The organism is Polystyrenella longa (assembly GCF_007750395.1).
Lineage (GTDB): Bacteria > Planctomycetota > Planctomycetia > Planctomycetales > Planctomycetaceae > Polystyrenella > Polystyrenella longa.
The window spans coordinates 3,565,208-3,584,940 of sequence record NZ_CP036281.1; the positions used below are offsets into that span (position 1 = coordinate 3,565,208).

At 48.0% G+C, this 19,733-nt stretch carries 10 protein-coding genes; 3 read left to right on the forward strand and 7 right to left on the reverse strand.

All coding sequences use genetic code 11. From position 1 onward, the window contains the following. Positions 1-318: 318 nt before the first annotated feature. The 5 genes from Pla110_RS13215 to Pla110_RS13235 all read right to left on the reverse strand — a co-directional run bounded on the left by Pla110_RS13215 (position 319) and on the right by Pla110_RS13235 (position 13,053). Positions 319-4,854, reverse strand: coding sequence for an FG-GAP-like repeat-containing protein (locus tag Pla110_RS13215; protein WP_197440184.1), 4,536 nt, complete (start codon positions 4,852-4,854; stop codon positions 319-321). Positions 4,855-5,132: 278 nt separating this feature from the next. Then, positions 5,133-9,701, reverse strand: coding sequence for an FG-GAP-like repeat-containing protein (locus Pla110_RS13220; protein WP_197440185.1), 4,569 nt, complete (start codon positions 9,699-9,701; stop codon positions 5,133-5,135). A gap of 345 nt (positions 9,702-10,046) precedes the next feature. Then, the gene (gene crcB, locus Pla110_RS13225; protein WP_144996224.1) at positions 10,047-10,436 is read right to left on the reverse strand and encodes a fluoride efflux transporter CrcB; all 390 of its coding nucleotides are present in this window, start codon (positions 10,434-10,436) and stop codon (positions 10,047-10,049) included. Between the two features lie 80 nt (positions 10,437-10,516). Further along, positions 10,517-11,758: an outer membrane protein assembly factor BamB family protein gene (locus Pla110_RS13230; protein WP_144996225.1), complete on the reverse strand. Its 1,242-nt coding sequence runs from the start codon at positions 11,756-11,758 to the stop codon at positions 10,517-10,519. Between the two features lie 140 nt (positions 11,759-11,898). Beyond that, on the reverse strand, positions 11,899-13,053 hold the full coding sequence (locus tag Pla110_RS13235; RefSeq protein ID WP_144996226.1) for a hypothetical protein: 1,155 nt from the start codon (positions 13,051-13,053) through the stop codon (positions 11,899-11,901). A 234-nt stretch (positions 13,054-13,287) separates the two neighbouring features. Here Pla110_RS13235 and Pla110_RS13240 point away from each other — a divergent pair, with 234 nt between their 5' ends. Beyond that, entirely contained in the window at positions 13,288-15,009 is a 1,722-nt protein-coding gene (locus tag Pla110_RS13240) for an ATP-binding protein (protein WP_144996227.1), read from the forward strand. An 85-nt stretch (positions 15,010-15,094) separates the two neighbouring features. Here Pla110_RS13240 and Pla110_RS13245 read toward each other — a convergent pair whose 3' ends face one another. After that, entirely contained in the window at positions 15,095-15,982 is an 888-nt protein-coding gene (locus tag Pla110_RS13245; RefSeq protein WP_144996228.1) for an alpha/beta hydrolase, read from the reverse strand. A 598-nt stretch (positions 15,983-16,580) separates the two neighbouring features. On the opposite strand from Pla110_RS13245, the gene Pla110_RS13250 reads away from it, so the two are divergent. Further along, positions 16,581-17,321, forward strand: coding sequence for a HisA/HisF-related TIM barrel protein (locus tag Pla110_RS13250; protein ID WP_144996229.1), 741 nt, complete (start codon positions 16,581-16,583; stop codon positions 17,319-17,321). Positions 17,322-17,372: 51 nt separating this feature from the next. On the opposite strand, the gene Pla110_RS13255 is transcribed toward Pla110_RS13250, so the two are convergent. After that, the gene (locus Pla110_RS13255) at positions 17,373-18,566 is read right to left on the reverse strand and encodes a ribonuclease D (protein ID WP_144996230.1); all 1,194 of its coding nucleotides are present in this window, start codon (positions 18,564-18,566) and stop codon (positions 17,373-17,375) included. Between the two features lie 252 nt (positions 18,567-18,818). On the opposite strand from Pla110_RS13255, the gene Pla110_RS13260 reads away from it, so the two are divergent. Next, a complete protein-coding gene (locus Pla110_RS13260; RefSeq protein WP_144996231.1) occupies positions 18,819-19,727 on the forward strand; it encodes an isocitrate lyase/PEP mutase family protein in 909 nt (302 codons plus the stop codon). Positions 19,728-19,733 lie beyond the last annotated feature (6 nt).

Genomic DNA, 19,733 nt, shown 5'->3' on the forward strand with positions numbered 1-19,733 from the left:
TTATTCTGTAAGACGATCAGAAAAAAAGGGCTCACCGGATCATATTAACCAAACAGATGTATATTGCAGGTACGCATTGAGCTGCGTTTGACAAGCTGGCGAAAGAAGAGCAAGTGAAATTGAAAACGTCGTTGACTCGATGAGCTGATACTGGGCTGGCGTGTTGGTCGCACCTACTAAGTTCTCAAAGTCACAATAAAAAGAATGACCGCGACCATCGGATTACCGACGACCACGGCCATGTGCTGTTTAATCTGATCGGATAAGCATATCCTTGCCAATCAGTTTCTGTTCTCTACGTCAGCCTGAAGAATGAATTCAGGCCAGAATCGCCGATCCTTCTGATTCCATATTTGAGAATAAACTATCGATGGCAGAAGCTGGCGGAGCGATCTCTTCTGCTATGAAATTGCGGAAGTAGTTGCGAGAACCTTTGACGCCAAATCCGACAGCCCCATTATTCACTGGCTCGCTGAACGTTACTTCTGCGATCGATTCTCCATCGACGAGAAGTTCAACATCGGCACCGTGAACGTTGACAGCGATTTCGTAGTATTTTTTGGATAGGATTTCTCGATCTTCGGCCGACCAATCAACATCTGCTAAGCGATTGGCAAAGTGGCCCTGATAATGTCCGATTACCCAGCGGTTCTGGCTGACGAGGGCTCCCGCAAACTTGAAATCATTCTCGTTCTTGTAATCAAAGATCACAAACCCGGTTCGAAAGGGTTGCGGATCGTCACGAGACAAGAACTCGACGCCGACGTGGTAATTCACAGGTAACGGATCCTCTGTCGGCAAAATAAATGCCCCTAACGAGTTCTCGCTCGTCGCATCAAATATCAGTGTCTTGTTCGATTGGTAGTAATTTGAAGATTCTTTATTCAGTTCTAAAAAGGGAAGATTGTTACGATCCTGATAGTAGTCAGAAAGATTGTTAGAGTACGGAAATGCAACAACGTCTCCTTGTACTAGATTATTTCCAACGCGGAATTCGTCAAACCAGGTTTTCGCATTATAGTTTCCGAAACCAAGTTGTCCTTCGTTAACAGGTGCGTCGAAATTCGCAGTACCGATCAGTTCAGTATCGACCCGTAGTTGTACTTCACTCCCATCTATGCTGACATGCAACAGATAAAGTTCATCAGGATTGATCTGTCGACCGATGTCATCCCAATCTACAGTTAGTTCCCGATTCCCGAACCCTCCATTAAAATGGCCAATGATCCATTGATTTTGTCCCGCCATCATTCCAGCATATTTAAAATCAGTGGGGCTCTTATAGTCAAAGATGAGAAACCCGTCTTGCCATCCCCCTGGTTGACTTAAGGGAGTTATCTCGATCGACATTTCAAAGGAAGAGGGCAGATTATTGATTGGCTGTATTAAAGCTGTGGCGAGGGGGGAATCGCTCAGACTGTTTGCCTCTGCGATACCATTGCTACCATTTTTAACGCGGCTCCAGTGGTCCATTGAATCGGTATGTAACCAATCGGAAATATGGTTGGAATCCCAATAGTCGAAATCAAAGTAAAAGGAAGGGTCAATCTCTCCTCTCGGCTCCATTTCTTCATGTACTTCGAAGTTACTGTAGGCCACGACAGACGGTTTGGATATGAGGCCGAGTTGACCGTCACTCATGTTGGATTCTTCGAATTCATACTCCAGCATTTTCAGTTGATCAACAAAGGCTTCAATAATACTCCCTCGCACACTCAAATGCAGGTTCACTTTCGAACCAGTTTCGATAAAGAAACCGGGAATAATACCATCCGCAAGGTTGATTCTTGGAGCGTTTCCATCGACGACTGCCGAAATGGAGACTCTTCCTCTATCAAAATCTAATAGGGCAAACTTGTAATTATCTGCGTCCTGATAATCAAAGATAATTCCCCCTTCGCGTCCTTCCTCATTCGTAATTTCGACAGATACATCGAAATTATGGGGAGCATTCGGTATTCCATTCACTATTGTTACAGATCCGGTGCTGCTCAATTCTTCTAACGATATATCGCTTAAGTCTAATTGATAAGGAAGACTTTGAATACTTCCTGAACTGTTTTTCAGGAAGAGGCGGAAGTCATCGAAATGCGTTACTGCATTATATGCACCCAGGCCAATCCTCCCCCCATTCAGGTTTGTCGCAAATTCGACGCTCCCCATGACAACGCCATTCACTGAGAATGTGGCGATCTTACCAACAGCTTCCACCTCCATGTGATAAGCGACATTCGCTTTGATTTCCCAACCAAAGTCATCGCCGTCAACAGTCAGTAAGCGATTACCCCAGTTACCCTGGTAGTGCCCTACGACCCACTCGTTCTGGCCATTGAACATTCCCGCATATTTGAAATCATTCGCATTTTTGTAGTCGAAGATAAGAAATCCATCCTGCCAGCGATTAGGACCACTGATCGCCTTCACATCCGCCTCGACCTTCCAGATTTCTGGGAGTGGGTCATGGTTGGGATGCAGCGCAACTCCCAGTCCGGACGAACCAGAGGTGTCCACTTTTAGATATCCATTTTCGTCACCCTGAACCACGCTCACTTTTAATAGATTATTGAACTGGAATTGTGTGGGGAAGGGAGAGTTGAAGTCTTCATAGTAATCCAGAAAGTACGGACCGACCTCTCTCAGTTTCAGATTATCAAACCGGCTAATTGCATTCAGCGAGGCAATTCCAGTCAGACCGTCATTTAAAGGGCTTGCGATCTTGGCCGAAGTGACCAGTTTCCCATCAACGAGCAGACGGACCTCTTTGCCCACCACCTGGAGTTCGAGCTGATAACTTTTGTTGGACTGAATTACTTTTCCCGAGTCGTCCCAGTCTACCTGAGAAAACCGATTGCTCCAGGTTCCCTGATAGTGACCGATGACCCACTGGTTCGTCTCGCCGATCATTCCGGCGTATTTAAAATCATTCTCATTCTGGTAATCGAAGACGAGAAATCCATTTCGTAACGCACCAAATCCGCCGGAGGTGCTGACATTCGCTTTCAGAATAAAGTCCGCAGGGAGGGGCTCCAGAGTCTCCATGGTCGCCATCGAAATGCCACGCTGGCGTGAATTATCAAACTTCAGAAAATGATTAACCTCATTTCCAATAACGGTACTGGTCGCGGGGGAACTCAACTGCAAATGCTGCAGACCTCCCTGGATCCCTTCGAAGTCATGTTCATAGGGCAACAGAACCTTATTCGTATTAAACCAGACTTCGCCTCTGGTCGAAACAAAGTCGAGTGCCCCGTCCCCATTCAGGTCGCCTATCGCATGCTTATAGGAACCGATACCCGGATAATGAGTCCCCGTGGTTGAGAAGTTACCCAACCCATCATTCAAAAACACTTCATTTCCAAGCGTATCTGGATCAAACGTACTCGATCCTCTTTTCGAAAACACCACATCCAGATCGCCGTCGGCATCAAAGTCTGCAAAGGAGACATCATATGTTTGATTTGCAGGTTGCAGATCCCGATTAGTTTCAAAGATTCCAGACCCATCATTAAGAAAAAGGGTACTGAAGTCGCCCCCGTTATCATCTCGCTGAGCAACGAGTAAATCCAAGTCTCCATCGCCATCTACATCCCCTAAATCAAAACCTCGTACTTCTCGTGTAATGAAAGATGGGGAGTTTTGTGCAAACTCTCCTTTCCCATTGTTTATGAACATAAGTGTCTCATCGATAAATCGATAAGTCCTAGAACTATTGGTTGAGATTACGAGATCCAAATCACCATCGCCATCAAGATCTCCAAGCTGCATATCAACAATGTATGTTGATCCACCAGCGAACTCAAAAGATTGCGTGAACTCTCCGGCACCGTCGTTCAGCATAGTGTATAAGCTGGTGAACTCGTCACTATAAACAAGATCCAGATCACCATCACTGTCGACATCACCTGCAGTTAGATTAATATAATCTCCGTCAAGTCCCGATGATTCTTGCCATCTCCGCGAGAAGTTGAATTCTCCATCCCCTATCCAAAGTGTAATAAGCTCATTTTCTACAGTGAGTACATCAAACAGTCCGTCGCCGTTGAAATCTCCGATCTCAAAGGTCTCTAGATAGCCAAAGTTAATTATTGGTCCCTGTATCGTGAATACGCCTTCCCCATTGTTCTCCAGGAATAACAAGATGTGATCTGTTCCCGGCCCAGAAATAGAGTCCCTTGCAGTGATGATGTCCTGGTCACCATCGTTGTCGAGATCCGCGAGTTGTACTTCGAAGAAACCTCCATCTCCGGGAGTGACAAAGCCCCCTTGTTCACTTTGATCACTGAGTTCGAACAGTCCCGACCCCGTTGTCGCTTTCAGAACGACCAAATCGGAATCACCAGCGGAGTTATTCTCTGGTGCGGTATCAGTATTCGAAGGGGAGTTGATACTTACGACGTTGGTCACCGTGCCGCGCGCACTCTCTTTGAGCGTTCCCGTCAGTACGTACTCAATACTGGCCCCAGCCGGGAGAACGACGGTTTCATTCAAGTCGCCCGAACCGTTCGCATTGCCCGAGGCGCCCCCGGCAAAGGTCGCCGTCCACGAGGCACTGTCCAGAAAAGAAGAAACTGCATCGAGGACTTGAGCATCGGTTACCGCTGAGGGGCCATTATTGGTCACAGCGATGTCGTAGATTATTTCGCTACCTTGCACTGCGGCAACGGCATTTGACGATACCGCCACGGCGAGATCCGTACTCACCGGAGCTGCGACTCCGGATAACATGACCCGAGGTTCAAAGCATTCCAGTCCGGACAAACGTGAAGAAGGCGTTTGAGAAGACCGGCGTTTTTTAGGATCCGCTGAGAAGAATTGAGCTGCAAGTTGATAAAAGATCGCGGCAGGATTGTTCATGGAAGACTCCATTTGATTTACGTTCGCATGAATAAGGAACGAACGTGGGTATAAAGAGGATATTTTTGAACAGCCCGCTCAATGTATTCACCAATTCTATCAGTTTACTCCTTAAAAGAACCAACAATAAAGATGGCTCCTGCTCCTATTTCTCCATAATGAACATTTAAGCAAGTCATTAACTGACATGACTTTCGGCTTCATCCAAACATGCATAGCAGTTACTCCATTCCATGTTCGGAACATCATTTTATGAGAATTACATCGAAAACAAGAGCTTATGTAGAAAGGAATTCGGGTTCTGCAGCCATGCCGCTAAACACGGCGTCGGTGACCGCTGCAGAAGGGGTAAGTTCAGCGACTCGAAAATCTCGATATTCGGTCCATCCTTTCCAAGTACCATAGCCGACTTCGCCTACGTTCACTGGGGCGTCGAAAGTCGCGTTCGCAATGGACTCATCGTCGACAATAAGCTCCACCTGATTACCGTTGACGTTTATTTTCAACTCGTAGTAAGTATTCACAAGGATTTCACGACCGACATCATCCCAGTCCACAGTGACTTCTCGCTGACCAAAATCCCCTTCCCAGTGGCCGATGATCCATTGATTTTGCCCGGCCAACGCTCCTGCATACTTAAAATCATTCTCATTCACGTAGTCGAAGATCAGGAATGAGTCGAGTGCCCATCCTCCACCGAACTTCATATAAGTATCAATTTGCATTTGGAACGAGGAAGGAATTGCCTCTTTAAGTGGTAACAGAACAACGCCGAATCCCTCTGCTTCAGTAGCGTTGATGAGTCTGTTATATAATTCATACTCAACATCCGCGGTGTGAACTTCTTGAAGGTAATCGCCACTTTCGGTAGGACCAAAACTAGTCCGGTACGGTAAATCAGTCGCGTTTCCGCGGGCGATAAATCCGTTGAGTTCGAAGTTATTAAATTCAGTTACTGCGCCATTCCCGCCAAACCCCGTATCTCCCGTATTGATGGAGGCAGCGAACGAAGCTGAGGCAACGAGTCTTCCATCAACACGTAATTCAACGTCACTCCCATTGATATCCAGGTGCAACTCAAAAGACTGATCCAGTTCAATAGCACTACCGATGGAATCGGCATCAACGGACTCAATCGGATTATCAAAGTTTCCCTGGTAATGTCCGATTACCCAACGACCCTCATCTGCTGATGCACCTGCATATTTGAAATCATTCTCGTTTAAATAATCGAAAATGAGATATCCATTGTTCATTCGATCCGGTCCACTTACTAACGTAATTTCGGAACCGACTTGAAATTGCTCGGGCAACTGAGCAGGGGTTGGCAGTAATGCAAGTCCGACACCAGCTTCACTCGAAGCAGCTAGATCCAAAGTTGGTCCAGTCCAAAGGTTTTCCTTAACGAAGTAGAACTGTTGATAACCCACGTTCCTGTAGTCCGGCTCAAACTCTAATTCATTTTCGATTTCCGGAGCCACTTTAAAATTGTCGAACCGGGTCGTTCCTTCGGTTACGCCAAAACCAACATCTCCGCCTGTGAATCCATCGGGAAAGAGTCCCCGAGCGATTTCTTCTCCATTGATAGAAAATTTGGCAACGGTGGAGCCCACGCTCAGGTGAAACTTATAGCTTTGATTGTTGTCGAGAAAACGACCATTCTTATTAAAAGAATTAAGTTCGACAGCGGAGTGCAATACCCCATCTTGGTAATAGCCGAGGGAGGTGAAGATTTCTTGATGGCCATATCCTGCGAATTTAAAGTTGTCATCGTCTTGATAATCAAAAACAATCACACCACCAGTATAGGACCATTCCAGCGGGAAGGTCATTTCGACGGAAATATCGTAATTGTCAATTAGTGCATACTTTTGGGGAACGATTGCTTTGAAGCTTTCATAATCCCTCCCCGGCCCCGTCATTTGAAACGACTTACTTTCGGCGCCCTCCACAATAGTTCCTGACGAACCTGGTGTCAGGACAAACTCTCCCAAAGTTCCCGATTCAAAGTCTTCCTGGTAGGGGAAATTACGAGCGGCTCCTGTTGGAATAAGGTCTCCAATTTCAAAACTGTTATACAATGTTTTCGCATTAAAGTTACCGACACCGGTGAGACCACCGTTCACGTTGCTGGAAAATGTGGCTTCCCCAATCAATTCACCATCAACCGAAAGTTTGACAACATTCCCATCGACTTCCAGATGCACTGCGTATTCAGTGTCCACATCAATCGAACGTCCGCTATCATCCCAGTCGACAGTCAACAGGCGATCAGACCAGTTTCCCTGATAATGTCCTACAGTCCATTGATTCTGTCCGGTGAACATGCCGGCGTATTTGAAATCGTTCTCGTTTAAATAATCGAATACGATAAATCCGTCGTACCATTTTCCGGGAGCATATTTCGACGTTATCTGCGTCGCCACTTCGAAACTCGCTGGCAGAGGATCACTCGTAGCGATCGTGGCGATGCCAACCCCACCGCTGATGGTGGAGTTCAGACTTAATAGTCCTTCTCCCGCCACATTTTGTACCGACACCTGATTCGGAGTTACGGAAGTCAAAGAATGATTTTGACCGTGATTAAACTGTTCCGAATGAGGCAGGCTGAGGGGCTCGACGGACTGGAGTTGCACGTTGTCAAACAGAGTGACTGCATTGTAAGAAGCAATTCCGACGTCTCCGTTAATGACGGTCGCCGCAAACTGACCAGACAGTATGGATTCTCCGTCAACAACCAGTTCTACGTTGGACTCGTTCACTAGTAATTCCAACAGATAGGACTGATTCGCTTTAATCTGCCGTCCTTGATCATCCCAGTCGACTTGAACCAGACGATTGCCGAAGTGCCCCTGGTAGTGACCAATCACCCATTGATTCTGTCCAGTAAACATCCCTGCGTATTTGAAATCTATTTCACTCTGGTAGTCAAAAATCAGAAACCCATCGGCCCAGCGATTAGGGCCCGGTACTGATTTAACTTCTGCAGACAAACGAAACTCTTCAGGAAGATCTACGAAGCTACTGACAAGGGCTGTGGAAAGCCCAGTCAGACCTGAATTATCAAAACGCAATGCTTCATTTCCAGTTGGTGAAATGAGTTGTGTGTTCTCTGGTGAACCAAGAATGAGACCCCCTGTTCCTTCGCTGAAGTTCTGACGATAAGGGAGTTCCGCAACTGGATCATTCCACCAGATGTCCGTGCCCGTGTTAATTTTCGTCACGACTATATCGAGTGCACCATCATTATTCAGGTCCCCGGAAGACATAAACACGGGCCAATAATATTCACCGTTCAACTCATTGAAGAATTGATAAGATGAGGCCACAAATTCTCCGGCCCCGTCATTCAGCCACACATTATTCAGAATCTCTTCGGAATAGGTTGATCGTAACCGGCCACCTGCGATCAAATCCAAATCTCCATCACCATCAATATCTGCCAGTTCATGATCGACAGCATATAAACTTTGAATCAGATGAGGATTTTCAACAAAGGTACCGTCACCATTGTTCAGCCAGATATTATGTTTCGGTGAAACATAACTGTAATCCTGTCTGACAAAACTTGTGATGACCAAATCGAGATCGCCATCATTGTCGAGATCACCGACTTCAGCAGATTCAGCATTATAATTGAGAAATTCCGTTTTCCCGTCATCAAATGCCCCATCGCCATTATTAAAGAGCACCGCTGTCCAGGTGTTATACGGAAACTCCTCTGAAGGTCCCCATGGTCCTACAATCAGAAGATCCATATCGCCATCCCCATCAAAATCACCCGGTTTCATCTCCTTATGATAGAAATCGTTAGATGCGAAAAGAAAATTATTAAACTCCCCATTGCCATCATTGAGCCATGTTTTCGTTCCGTAAGATTCGTTTTCATAATCAGGTGTCGCTAAATCCAGATAGCCATCACCATTGAAGTCTGCCATTGCGAATGTTGCTATCCGATATGTAAACGTTACTTGACTCTCAGAAGTAAAGTGCCCGTTGCCATCGTTCAGATACACGTTTGCAATTTTTTCTGTTCCGTTTGATTCTTCACTCATCACCAGATCGAGATCCCCATCTAGATCGATGTCACCTACTTCAAAGTCAACAACTAGTGCATCTATCTCACTGAGGGCACTACTCGTAAATGTTCCATCCCCATTATTAATCCAAAGCTGATGTTCTACTGAAGCATCATCACTGTATTCGTTTTCCAGCAACAGAATGTCGTTCCAACCGTCTCCGTTGAAATCAGCGACTTCCGAAACATACTCCTGGTCTTCCGGTGAAGTGATTCGATCACCATCAAGCAGAAAATGCCCCGTTCCAGAAGTGCCATTCAACACGACCAGCTTGCTGTCGCCCGCAAAATTATTTTCAGGGGCAGGATCAGAATTAGAGGGCGAATCTATTGAGGCAGAATTCGAGATGGTGCCAATCTGACTCGGCTTGACTGTTCCCGTAAGTACATATTGGATGGACGCTCCTGCAGGTAATTCAACGACCTCATTCAATCCGCCCGTTCCTGCGAGATCCCCCACGGCGCCACCGGAGAGAGTGGCAGTCCAACTTGCGTTATTTAGAAAGGAAGAGACGTCATCCAGTACAGTAGCATCGGTCACTGCGGCCGGGCCGTTATTCGTCACCACGATACCATAGGTGATTTCACTCCCCTGCTCGGCGGCGACGGCATCTGATGTCATTTCCACTGCCAGGTCCGTACTGACCGGGGCCGCAACGGGTATCACAGCGGAAAGTAGAGTTCTCACCTCCAACGCTTCAACGTTGGATTTAGGGGCGGTCGATTTGCGTTTGGATTCTAAAGACTTCACGGCAGCGAAAGGAGACACGAATGCCACAAATCTTTGTAAGATTGTCGGGAGAAACAACATGGGGACACCCCTTTGAAAATGCCGTGTGTATCAATTTGGCATCGAAGATGATCGGATTAAAAATAAAGCACATGGACTGATACGATCATTGGTGATCCATATAAACTGATTTACTGACCTTTTTCAAAAGAATTCATAAAAGAGCTCATTTTCCAGCACATGTATATATTTAAGCAACTTTTTAATCGTTTTATTTACCAACGATTATCGTGGTAGCAATGGGGAATTCAGGCGTTCTTGGAGCACTGAGTTCTACGTCAATTCACAGCTCATTCAAGCCGGTCAGCCACCGACCGGCACAGATCAATGAGTCCAGGGGGCGGCAAGCAGATAGCCCACGACGACGGCGACTAGACCGCACAGTAAATTGGCTCCTACAGAGAGCAGAGCTTCCCACACGCGTTGTTCACGTAGCAGTTCCACCGTTTGGAAGCCGAAGGTGGAAAATGTCGTCAGGGAGCCGAGAAAGCCGGTGATCAGCAGCAGATACAACCAGACAGGAAATGACTTCTGGTGCTCAGAGACAATCGCCATCAGAAACCCGATGATGAGACACCCCAGAACATTGACGGTAAAGGTTCCCCAATAGGGAGCCTCGGGAAAGCGTTTTACGACCAGATCATTCAGATAAAACCGAGAAATTGCCCCCAGGCATCCCCCCAAACCAATCGCCGCGATATTGAGGAATTGCATTCGTTAACAGAACCTCTGTTTGTCAGTCGATAGCGGGTGGAGAATATTACGAGAGAGGACCGTCGCTCTTTTCAGGCGAGCTACTTTTCAGAAGCGATTTTCCAGAGGGTGTCATCGCTACGTACGAACATAGCATTGTGTGCCACGGCAGGCGTGCAGAGGATTGTTTCATTCAGGGGATTCTCGGAAACGATTTTGCCTTTATCGCCAGTCAGATCTACAACAAAACAGATCCCTTCTTCATTGAAGGCATACATTTTTCCATCGGCAATGATCGGAGTCGAAGAGAACCGACCGCCGAGTCGCAACTGCCACAAACGTTTTTCTGCTTCTACATCACCACAAGCAAGAACGCCCGAACGGTTGACTGTATAAACTTTGCCATCAAAGGCGATCGGGCTGGGCGTCGACGGCGAAAGGTTCTGAATAGAACCCAGCATCTCGGGAGCGGGGCTACTGGCGTGAGGCTTAATCGCCGTCACCCCGTTTGACGGGACATAGATCGTCTCTCCCGCGACAACAGAAGAGGGAATGGTAGAGGCGCCATCTTCAAACGACCAGAGGGTCTTTCCGTCCTGTGGATTAATCGCGTCCAAACCAGCGGACGATTGTAATAGCGCCACTTGCTGCAGCGAAGAGTCTCCCACGGGATACACAGAGGGAGAGGTCCAATTCGCGCGTCGGGGACGACTCAATTGCCATTTGGTTTCGCCAGTCCTGGTATCTAAGCCGAACGCAAGAGAATCGGCATCGCATTCAACCTGAAAGATTGCAACATCGTCCACTACAATCGGGCTGGAAGACATCCCTAGACTGTTAGAGGCATTGGGATAATCAAAAGTTAATCCACGGTACCAGAGCAAGTTCCCGTCGAGGTCGAGGCAAGCGACATCGTTACTGGAAAAGAAAGCGAAAATCCGTTCGCCATCCGAAGCAGGCGTTGGGGTGGCGACACACATTTTCTCGTGACAGATCGTTCGGCCAGTTGCTGCGAATGTCCGCTCCCAAAGCTGGTCGCCACTTTCCGCATCGTAGCAGAGAACATGCAATCGGGACTGATCAAATCCGCTACTGGAAGTCAGGTAGACTCGGTTGGAGACAACGATGGGCCCTGACAGACCACGGCCTACCAACGATTTCTTCCAGGCAATATTTTTGTCTTCACCGAATTCCAGGGGAAGGCTCGCATCGAGTGCCAGCGAAGTGCAATCGTTCCCACGGAACTGTCGCCATTCGTCCGCCTGCACCGAACTGGTCCCGTGTGATAAACAGGTCATCGCAACAAGAGCAAGTAGTAACGAGAATCGAAAAGTCAATCGCATGTGCGGATCACCTTCTTATTTTCAATCGTCGCTTCCCGCTAACGCGAACAGGAAACAGATTTATGATCGGGTCGTGTATGAAGTCGGATTTAATTTAATGAATCGAGCTAATTTAACAGAAGAGTCAATCGGCCAGAGAATTACTTCTCGGCATGCACTGCGCTGCCCACCAAATCGGAAACTCGAAACTGAAACTGGTATCGCTGGGCCCAGTCTTCTTCCTGCTCGTTCTGAAGTAATTTAAGCAGAATTTGATTTTTGCCTGCCTGCAATTCAACAGGAATTCGATACTGATCGAGTTTCATTCCGCGTTGGTATTCTTCGTGAGAGAACATCAACTTACCATTGATCCACAACTTCCAGGCATTAGGAGTTCCCATACGGAATTCGACGGTTTGTTTCTCAGGTGAAACGAACTCCGTCGTCGCATACATGACGGCCCCCTTGTAAGGTCCAAGATCTTCTGAGATATCAAGAATTCCATAATCTTCTTCAGTCGCCAGTTCCTGCCAGGAAACCGCTCCTTCTTTCCCCTCATAGGACGCTTCCAGGTCTACCTGTTTTTCGGGTGGGTAGGCCACATCAAATCCAATTAGTCCACTGTTATCGAACGGACCAATTAAATGCCATCTACAAAGAAAGCCAAAGTGCTCCTGTAAATTAACAGTCACGCCTAACTCTTCCAGTGGTGTAATGATCTCCTGAACCTGGTCGCTATCGACGGCCCCAGAGAGCGCTTTTTCAAAAGCAGGCTTGGCCTCTTCCGATTTCGCCTCGTGAAGGTCTTTCGCTTCTGAGATGGCAAGGGCGACCGCTTCCCGTCGCAATTCGGGGCTAGGGTCATTCAGCATACCCGTAATTAGTTCTTCCCGGTACGACTCATTGATTCCAGTCAACAGATCAAAAGCAATTTTGCGAGCTGTTGGATTGTGATTAATATCCACCACAAAAGCATGTAGCTCTTCTTGTGGCAGTGTTTGGCCCTCTTTCTTTAGCCGGCTCGCGGCAGTTTCCACGGCGTTACGCAGGTAATTGGCGGCCAGTGGGTTCGCTTCCTGGAATGCATTCAGAAGGGGCAGTAGATCGCCCGCGGACGCATTTTGTTGGAGATTCTGCAGCGCTGCAGTCGCCTGTTCACCATTTTTCGCTTTTTGATCGATCTGCTGAATCGCAGAAATATTCTCTTCAATCGTAGCCGCAGACAGGCAGATCGGTTCGATAAAGAGGACAGCGACAGCACAAATCAGCCAGAAGAATTGGACCGATTGCTGAAGCCATGATTTCCCGGTGGGCATCTGTTGAACTCCCGAATAAAACAAAATCCTCAGGTTGAGCGTCCCTGAGTCGAGTCGCCTGGATACAATGATCGTAGCAGTTCCCGACGGCGATTAGCAACTAATGACACTCGAAACGAGTCTGGAATTCGCCTGATAAAATCTGGTTGCCCGCTTTCACTGAAATACCATATGATGGGGAACGCCTGTCACTAAAAAGAAACATCCCCTTTCCCGCCCACCGAGTCTGACTGCATGTCCTATCGCACCGTAAAACGCCTGTTGGGTGAAACCAGCCTCGAACGGAAATGCCGTTTTCTGTTCGGAGGCGGGTTGATGCTCCTGATTGCTGGAAGTTTTTACTTCTATGCGTCACTGAACAGGAAATTAATTGAGAACACCAACCTCACACGCGCACGCACACTGTCCCGGGTAGTGATGCTGTCTCATCACTGGAAGCAGTCGGAACTGTCCAGCTTTCATGGGGTCATCGACCAGCTGTCTATGGATTCGCTCGCTTCAAACCCCTACGCCACTGATGAGAAGGGTGAAGACTCCGACATCCAGGAACCGTCAAACTTCGACTGGCAAGTCCTCAATAAGGATACAACAGAGCGTCCTCTGTACCAACAAGGGTATGAGGCGATTGACTTATTCAAGAACGGGCAGACTGAATTCACATTAACTCAGCCTGGCACGGACTCAGAACAGGGGGATACCTATCACTATTATGCGGCCATGCGCGCCAAGCGTTCCTGCATTGAGTGTCATTTGAAAACAGAACCCAACCTCAAGGAAGGCGATTTGCTGGGTGCCGTTTTCGTGAAGTTCCCGCTTAAGAAAACACAAAAAGCCCTCGCGATGAATAACGCCATCCTGATGGCGACCGCGATTGTCACAGCATTCCTTGCCATGTTGGCCGCGTATGCGATCGTGCGATACGTCATTGTGAAGCCGGTACTCCACTTGAAGGATGTCAGTGATGGAATTGCGCGCGGCATCCTGGACCTGCGAGCTGATATTCGTACCGGTGACGAATTCGAAGAATTAAGCCATGCCTTCAACCGCATGTTGCGTCACCTGGTGACGATTCAAGAAGAACTGCGCGGCGTGAATACGAACCTGGATGCAAAAGTCGATGAGCTGGCCCAGGTAAACCTGAACTTGTATGAAACCAACAAACTGAAAGACAACTTTCTGGCGACGATGAGCCATGAACTTCGCACTCCACTGAACAGTATTCTAGGCTTCAGCGAAGTGCTGGAGCAGGCACCTAACCTGAATGAGAAACAACAACGGTATGTCCACAACATCCAGCAGTCTGGCCGTGAACTCACTTCGTTAATCAATGAACTTCTCGATCTTGCTAAGATTGAGAGCGGCAAGATGGAAGTACAGATCGTAGAGACGAGTATCAATGACCTTGTCTCGCGCCAGGTCGATGCGATTTCGTCCCTGGCTCACAAGAAGAATATCGACCTCAATCTCGTTCCTGCTGAAGACTTGAAAATCGTTCAACAGGATCCAGGCAAGTTACAGCAAATTCTGAACAACCTGCTCTCCAATGCAGTGAAGTTCACGCCTGAAGGGGGGCGAGTGAGCATTTACGTCGACAAACTGGAAGACGATAAATTCCAGATACTCGTCGAGGACACTGGTGTCGGCATTCCGCTGGACGACCAGGAAATGATCTTCGACAAGTTCCGGCAGGGAAAAAGTATCCCCGGTATGGAGGACACGATGACCCGTGAATTCGGAGGAACAGGCTTGGGACTCTCGATCGTTAAAGAGTTAACCAAGCTGCTTGGAGGGGAGATTTTCCTCGAAAGCGAGTTCGGTAAAGGAAGTCGGTTCTTTGTCCAACTTCCCCTGGTTCTGACTGAGCCGGAACCGGAACTCATCAGTACTGGCTTCGAGTCCTTGTTAGTCGTCGATGTGCGGCATAACCACGAAGTCGACATCGACGAACGCCGTTAAAGCTCTCGAGTACTCGCGTAGAACGACCGAAAGAGTATGAGCGAGTTCATCATGACGAGCCCGATCTACCTTAGAGCGGCTGTGATCAGGCTTCATTCATGATCAACATCGTGGCGGAATCGGGTGGTGGCACCAGATTGTAGATGAAGTGCCTCAGTCCGCGTTGATAAATCTCTCGTTCCACAACCGCAAAATTATTGTGATTCGCTTCGGGAAGTTCCACAAACCGCTTGGGAACTCCTTTCTCGGAGAACCGTTCCGCTGCTTTGTACAGCTTTTCTCCCAGCTTCATGGGCACGATCTCGTCTTGAGTACCATGGAAGAAGATAAGTGGACAGGTCACTTGCCTGATGCGATCTATCGAGCTGTAGGATTCCACCAGGAACTTGTGTAGAGGAAGCCGGGGATATATGGATTGGGCAGCTTCTTTGAGAGACGTGAAAGTCGCACAGAGTATAAGCCCACAGGGTGATACTTCTTGCTGATTTAGTTCCGAAGCCAGTCTGACGGCGACGGCTCCTCCCAGTGATTGGCCACAGATCAGAACTTCTTCTGGTTTGTAATTCAGATTCTTGGTGACGTATTCCCAAGCTGCATGGGCGTCGCGAGCTATGTCTTCTTCCCGAGGGCGTCCAGGATTGTCCCCATAACCTCGGTAGTCAAAACATACGACGTCCAGCCCCAGTTCCAGAAAGATTTTGAACTGCGTGATACGTCGTTGGCGGTTCGACGAATTTCCAGCCAGGAATAAGACAACGCGCGGTCGCGTAGGATGAGAATCGGACCAACTGCTCTCTTCCCGATCCGCATGCTCCGACCGCAAATGCCAACCATTCAATTGAAGGTTGTCTTCTGTATGCATCTGAATATCGCGAGATAACTTCGGATCAAAATCCGTGTTCTTGACTGAAATCAACCGAGAGCGACTGGGACGATAGATGAATTTACATTGCAGGTATTGAATCAGCTTCATTCTTGATGAGATCCATCTGGAAAACGAGAAGTGGTGTGATGAACGGTTAAGAATAAACCATTCCTTTGTAGAATCTCAATCTATTTTAATGCTAACCCGCACGATCATCGACGTTGAAACGATCTCCGGCCGGCCCATGCATACACTTCCGACTCTTTTTAAAATACAGATTCTTTCCCGCATGCTCCGCCGTGGCCCAAGCGAAATGCGGATAGCAATGTCTTGATCACGAATCAGATTGCGGCAAGTTCATCTGCCAGCTGAAACTGATTGCGTTGATTTGCGGGAAAGGGAGTAATCCGTATAAAAAGTCTGACGACAGATTGAGTGACACAATTTCACAAGTAGAACACAGAATTGACTAAATGAAACCATAATCAGTAGGCAGCTCAATTCAAAATCGATTCGCGTGAAGTTATCGACTCTGTCATACTCTCTCAATCGTTCCAATTGCTAAGGTCGGCAAAGGAAGCTTATGATTTCCGAGGCGCACAACGGTTGAACTGGCATTCCTGATAAACAGAACCATACTAAGGTTCCATCGTTCCCTCTTTTGAGTGGAATATCAAACATTAAATTTGATTTCGAGACAAATCTCATGAAAATAATACCCGTACTCGACCTCAAGGGGGGACAGGTCGTCAGAGGAATTGCGGGACAACGAGAGACGTATCAACCCCTCCAGAGCCCTTTCAGCGCTAGCTCGGGCCCTGTCGAATTGGCCACCGCCATTTTCAAGCGATTCGGACTAAACCACTTCTACCTGGCCGATCTGGACGCACTGGGAGGAGAAGTCCCCAGCTTTAATGTCTATCAGACTCTAACGGATGCTGGATTCCTTTTGGACGTCGATGCAGGATGCAGCCACCTGGAACAAATTGAAGCTCTCTTCAAGGCAGGCGTGCAGCGAGCCATTATCGCGATGGAAACTCTTACAGAGAAAGACTTCCTCGCCCGTGCAGCAGAGCAATTCGGAGGCGAAAGACTTCTATTCAGTCTCGATTTACGTCAGGGAATGCCCGTCTCTGCTTACCAAGAATGGCAGAACCAGACTCCTTTGGAAATCGTGAGAGAGGTGGTCGAATTCGGTATTCAACAGATCATCGTCCTCGACATCGCTGCGGTGGGGACCGGCTCCGGTTTAACTACAGGCTCGCTGTGCCAGCAGATAGCGACTCAGTTTCCCAACGTGGAATTGATTAGCGGCGGCGGCATCCGAACTGCCGCAGAAGCCCAGGCCCTGGCGGACCAAGGCGTGATCTCCGGCCTTCTAATCTCATCCTTATTGCATCAGGAAAAACTAACCCGCGATCAAATCGATGCGATCTCGACCCCCTAATCTTTCTGAAATCAAGGATATGGGTCCCCCACAACTTTGATAAAAGTCGATTCACTCCGAGTCCCACTGCTCAAACCGGAGTGGATTCTCGGCCCGGGGATCAACGACTCGTAGAGAGATCTTTCCGTCAATTAGGTTCGACAGCAAGTCTCCACAGATTTCGGATCGCCAGCCTTCGGCCAGACGCGGGGTCGACTCTGAATCGCGACCGTATAGGTGCCAGCGAATCAGGTGCTTTAAATCGGCGGCCGTTCCCACAATTTGTCGCGCGACATTTGCCTCAGCACAACGGTTGGAGAGTGCCAACGAAAGAAGTTGACCCAGTACCTGACTGTCAATTGCTGGATCACCCAAAGGAGGCTGTGGAGCAGGATCCAGTTTCGTCTTCGGAACATCCAACCCGGCATTAATCACGTCGATCAAATCCTGATGATATCGTCGATACCCATCCCGATTGATGTCCCGTGTTTCCAACAGTTCTTTATTGGATCGAGGTTGCCGTTTTGCGAGTTCAATGATGAGGTCATCACGAAGAATGCGCTTTAACGGTCTATTAGACTTGTCTGCTTCGGACTGTCGCCAAGCACAAATTAAACTCGCAATCTGGAACTCACGTTTATTCAGTCGGTAGATACCTGTCAGTCTCGTCCAGGGGTCTCGCGCACGATCAGAAGACTGGTCCTGAATCATCCGATCGAATTCTGATCGGGCCCATTCCATACGATCGAGTTTTTCGAGACTCTTCTTCTGTTTCATCCAGATCGGCACAACATGCCGGACATCTTCCAGAGCGTATTCAATCTGACGTTCACTGAGTGGTCGCTGTCTCCAGTCGGTACGAGTTTCTTTGCCCGAAAGTCGAATATTCAGACGTCGATTAACGATCGCTTCATACCCCAGGGGATAACTGCGGCTTTGCAGGCCCTCTGCTAGTTGAATATCAATCAGATTCTGCGGCGTTTTCTGGCCTTCTTCAAGGCAGAAACGGACTTCGGCCTGTCCTCCATGGACCACTACGGTCACATTCGGATCGGCCATGATCTCCCACCACTCAGATAAATTACTGAGTTCTCGGGGATCGACGACGGCTACTTCGTCGCCAAAAGCGAATTGGAGTAAACAGAGTTCAGGACGATATGTGTATTCAGAAACGAATTCGGTGTCGAAAGCAACTATTCCAACTTCGCGTATCTTTTCACATAATGTGCTAAACCCCTGCGGTTCAACAATGAGTGGTGTCGTCATAGGGAGTGGATTCTGAGCGGGATGTTTTTTGGCTGGTCAACACTCTCAGAGGAGAACTTGAGAGAGTGATCACAAACCAGTGGTCGTTAGAGAGTTAGCGTACTTACTACGTACCATCGAAATATTGTCTGCAGCTTCTATAGTATTTTTAAGAAGTCGGCACTGTCACCGAAAGACCTGCGCCGTTTAAAAGTGAAGTAAGCATAATTAAGGTTTTCATTAAACTTATATCTCATTTTTTAAATCGAACACATGAAAAAGCATAGTTTCACCTCCAACTATCCCACATCAACCGCTCTTCGCGAAAAACTGGGACAGTCCGGTCTAATCACGGGAATCGGTATCTATGATGCATTTTCGGCACTCATGCTGGAATCCGCCGGAGCAGAATTACTCTTCCTGGGGGGGTTCGGAGCGACGGCCAGTCAACTCGGGCTGCCTGATCTTAGCCTGATATCAGCACCTGAAATGATTACAGCGATTCGTCACATTACGAACGTTGTTCAGGTTCCCCTCATCGCAGATGGTGACACCGGTTTCGGTTGTTTGCCTAATTTAGTTCAGGCTGTCCAGCAATATGAAGATGCCGGTGCTGCGGGAATCCTTTTGGAAGACCAAACTTTTCCAAAACGTTGCGGCCACTTTCAAAACAAATCCGTCATCCCCAGCGAAGAGATGGAACGCAAACTTGGCATTGCCGTCAATGCCAGACAAAACTCAGATTTTCTGATCATCGCCCGTACAGATGCGTTGGCTGTTGAGTCATTTGACCAAGTCGTGCACCGAGTGCAACGGTACGCAGACGCTGGCGTCGACATGTGTTTCGTAGAAGCGTTGGAGACGGAAAAACAAATACGAGAACTGCCGCAAAAAGTTTCCATCCCTCTCATGATCAATATGCTCTGGGGAGGCCGCACTCCGATCCTCTCCGCATCGGAACTGGAAGAATTGGGCTACAAACTGATGGCTATTCCAATTGCTTCGTTACTGGCAGTCGGCGGAGCATTAAAAAACCTGATGGCCGATTTGCAGCAGCATGGCAAAATTGTCGACTGTGCTGATCAGTTGATCTCCTTCAAGGAGATCAAGAATGTCTTGAAGCTGGATTCGATTCTCGATTCACTCGAATCCGACCCCAAATCGCCCATGAGCGATCACTAAAGAGAC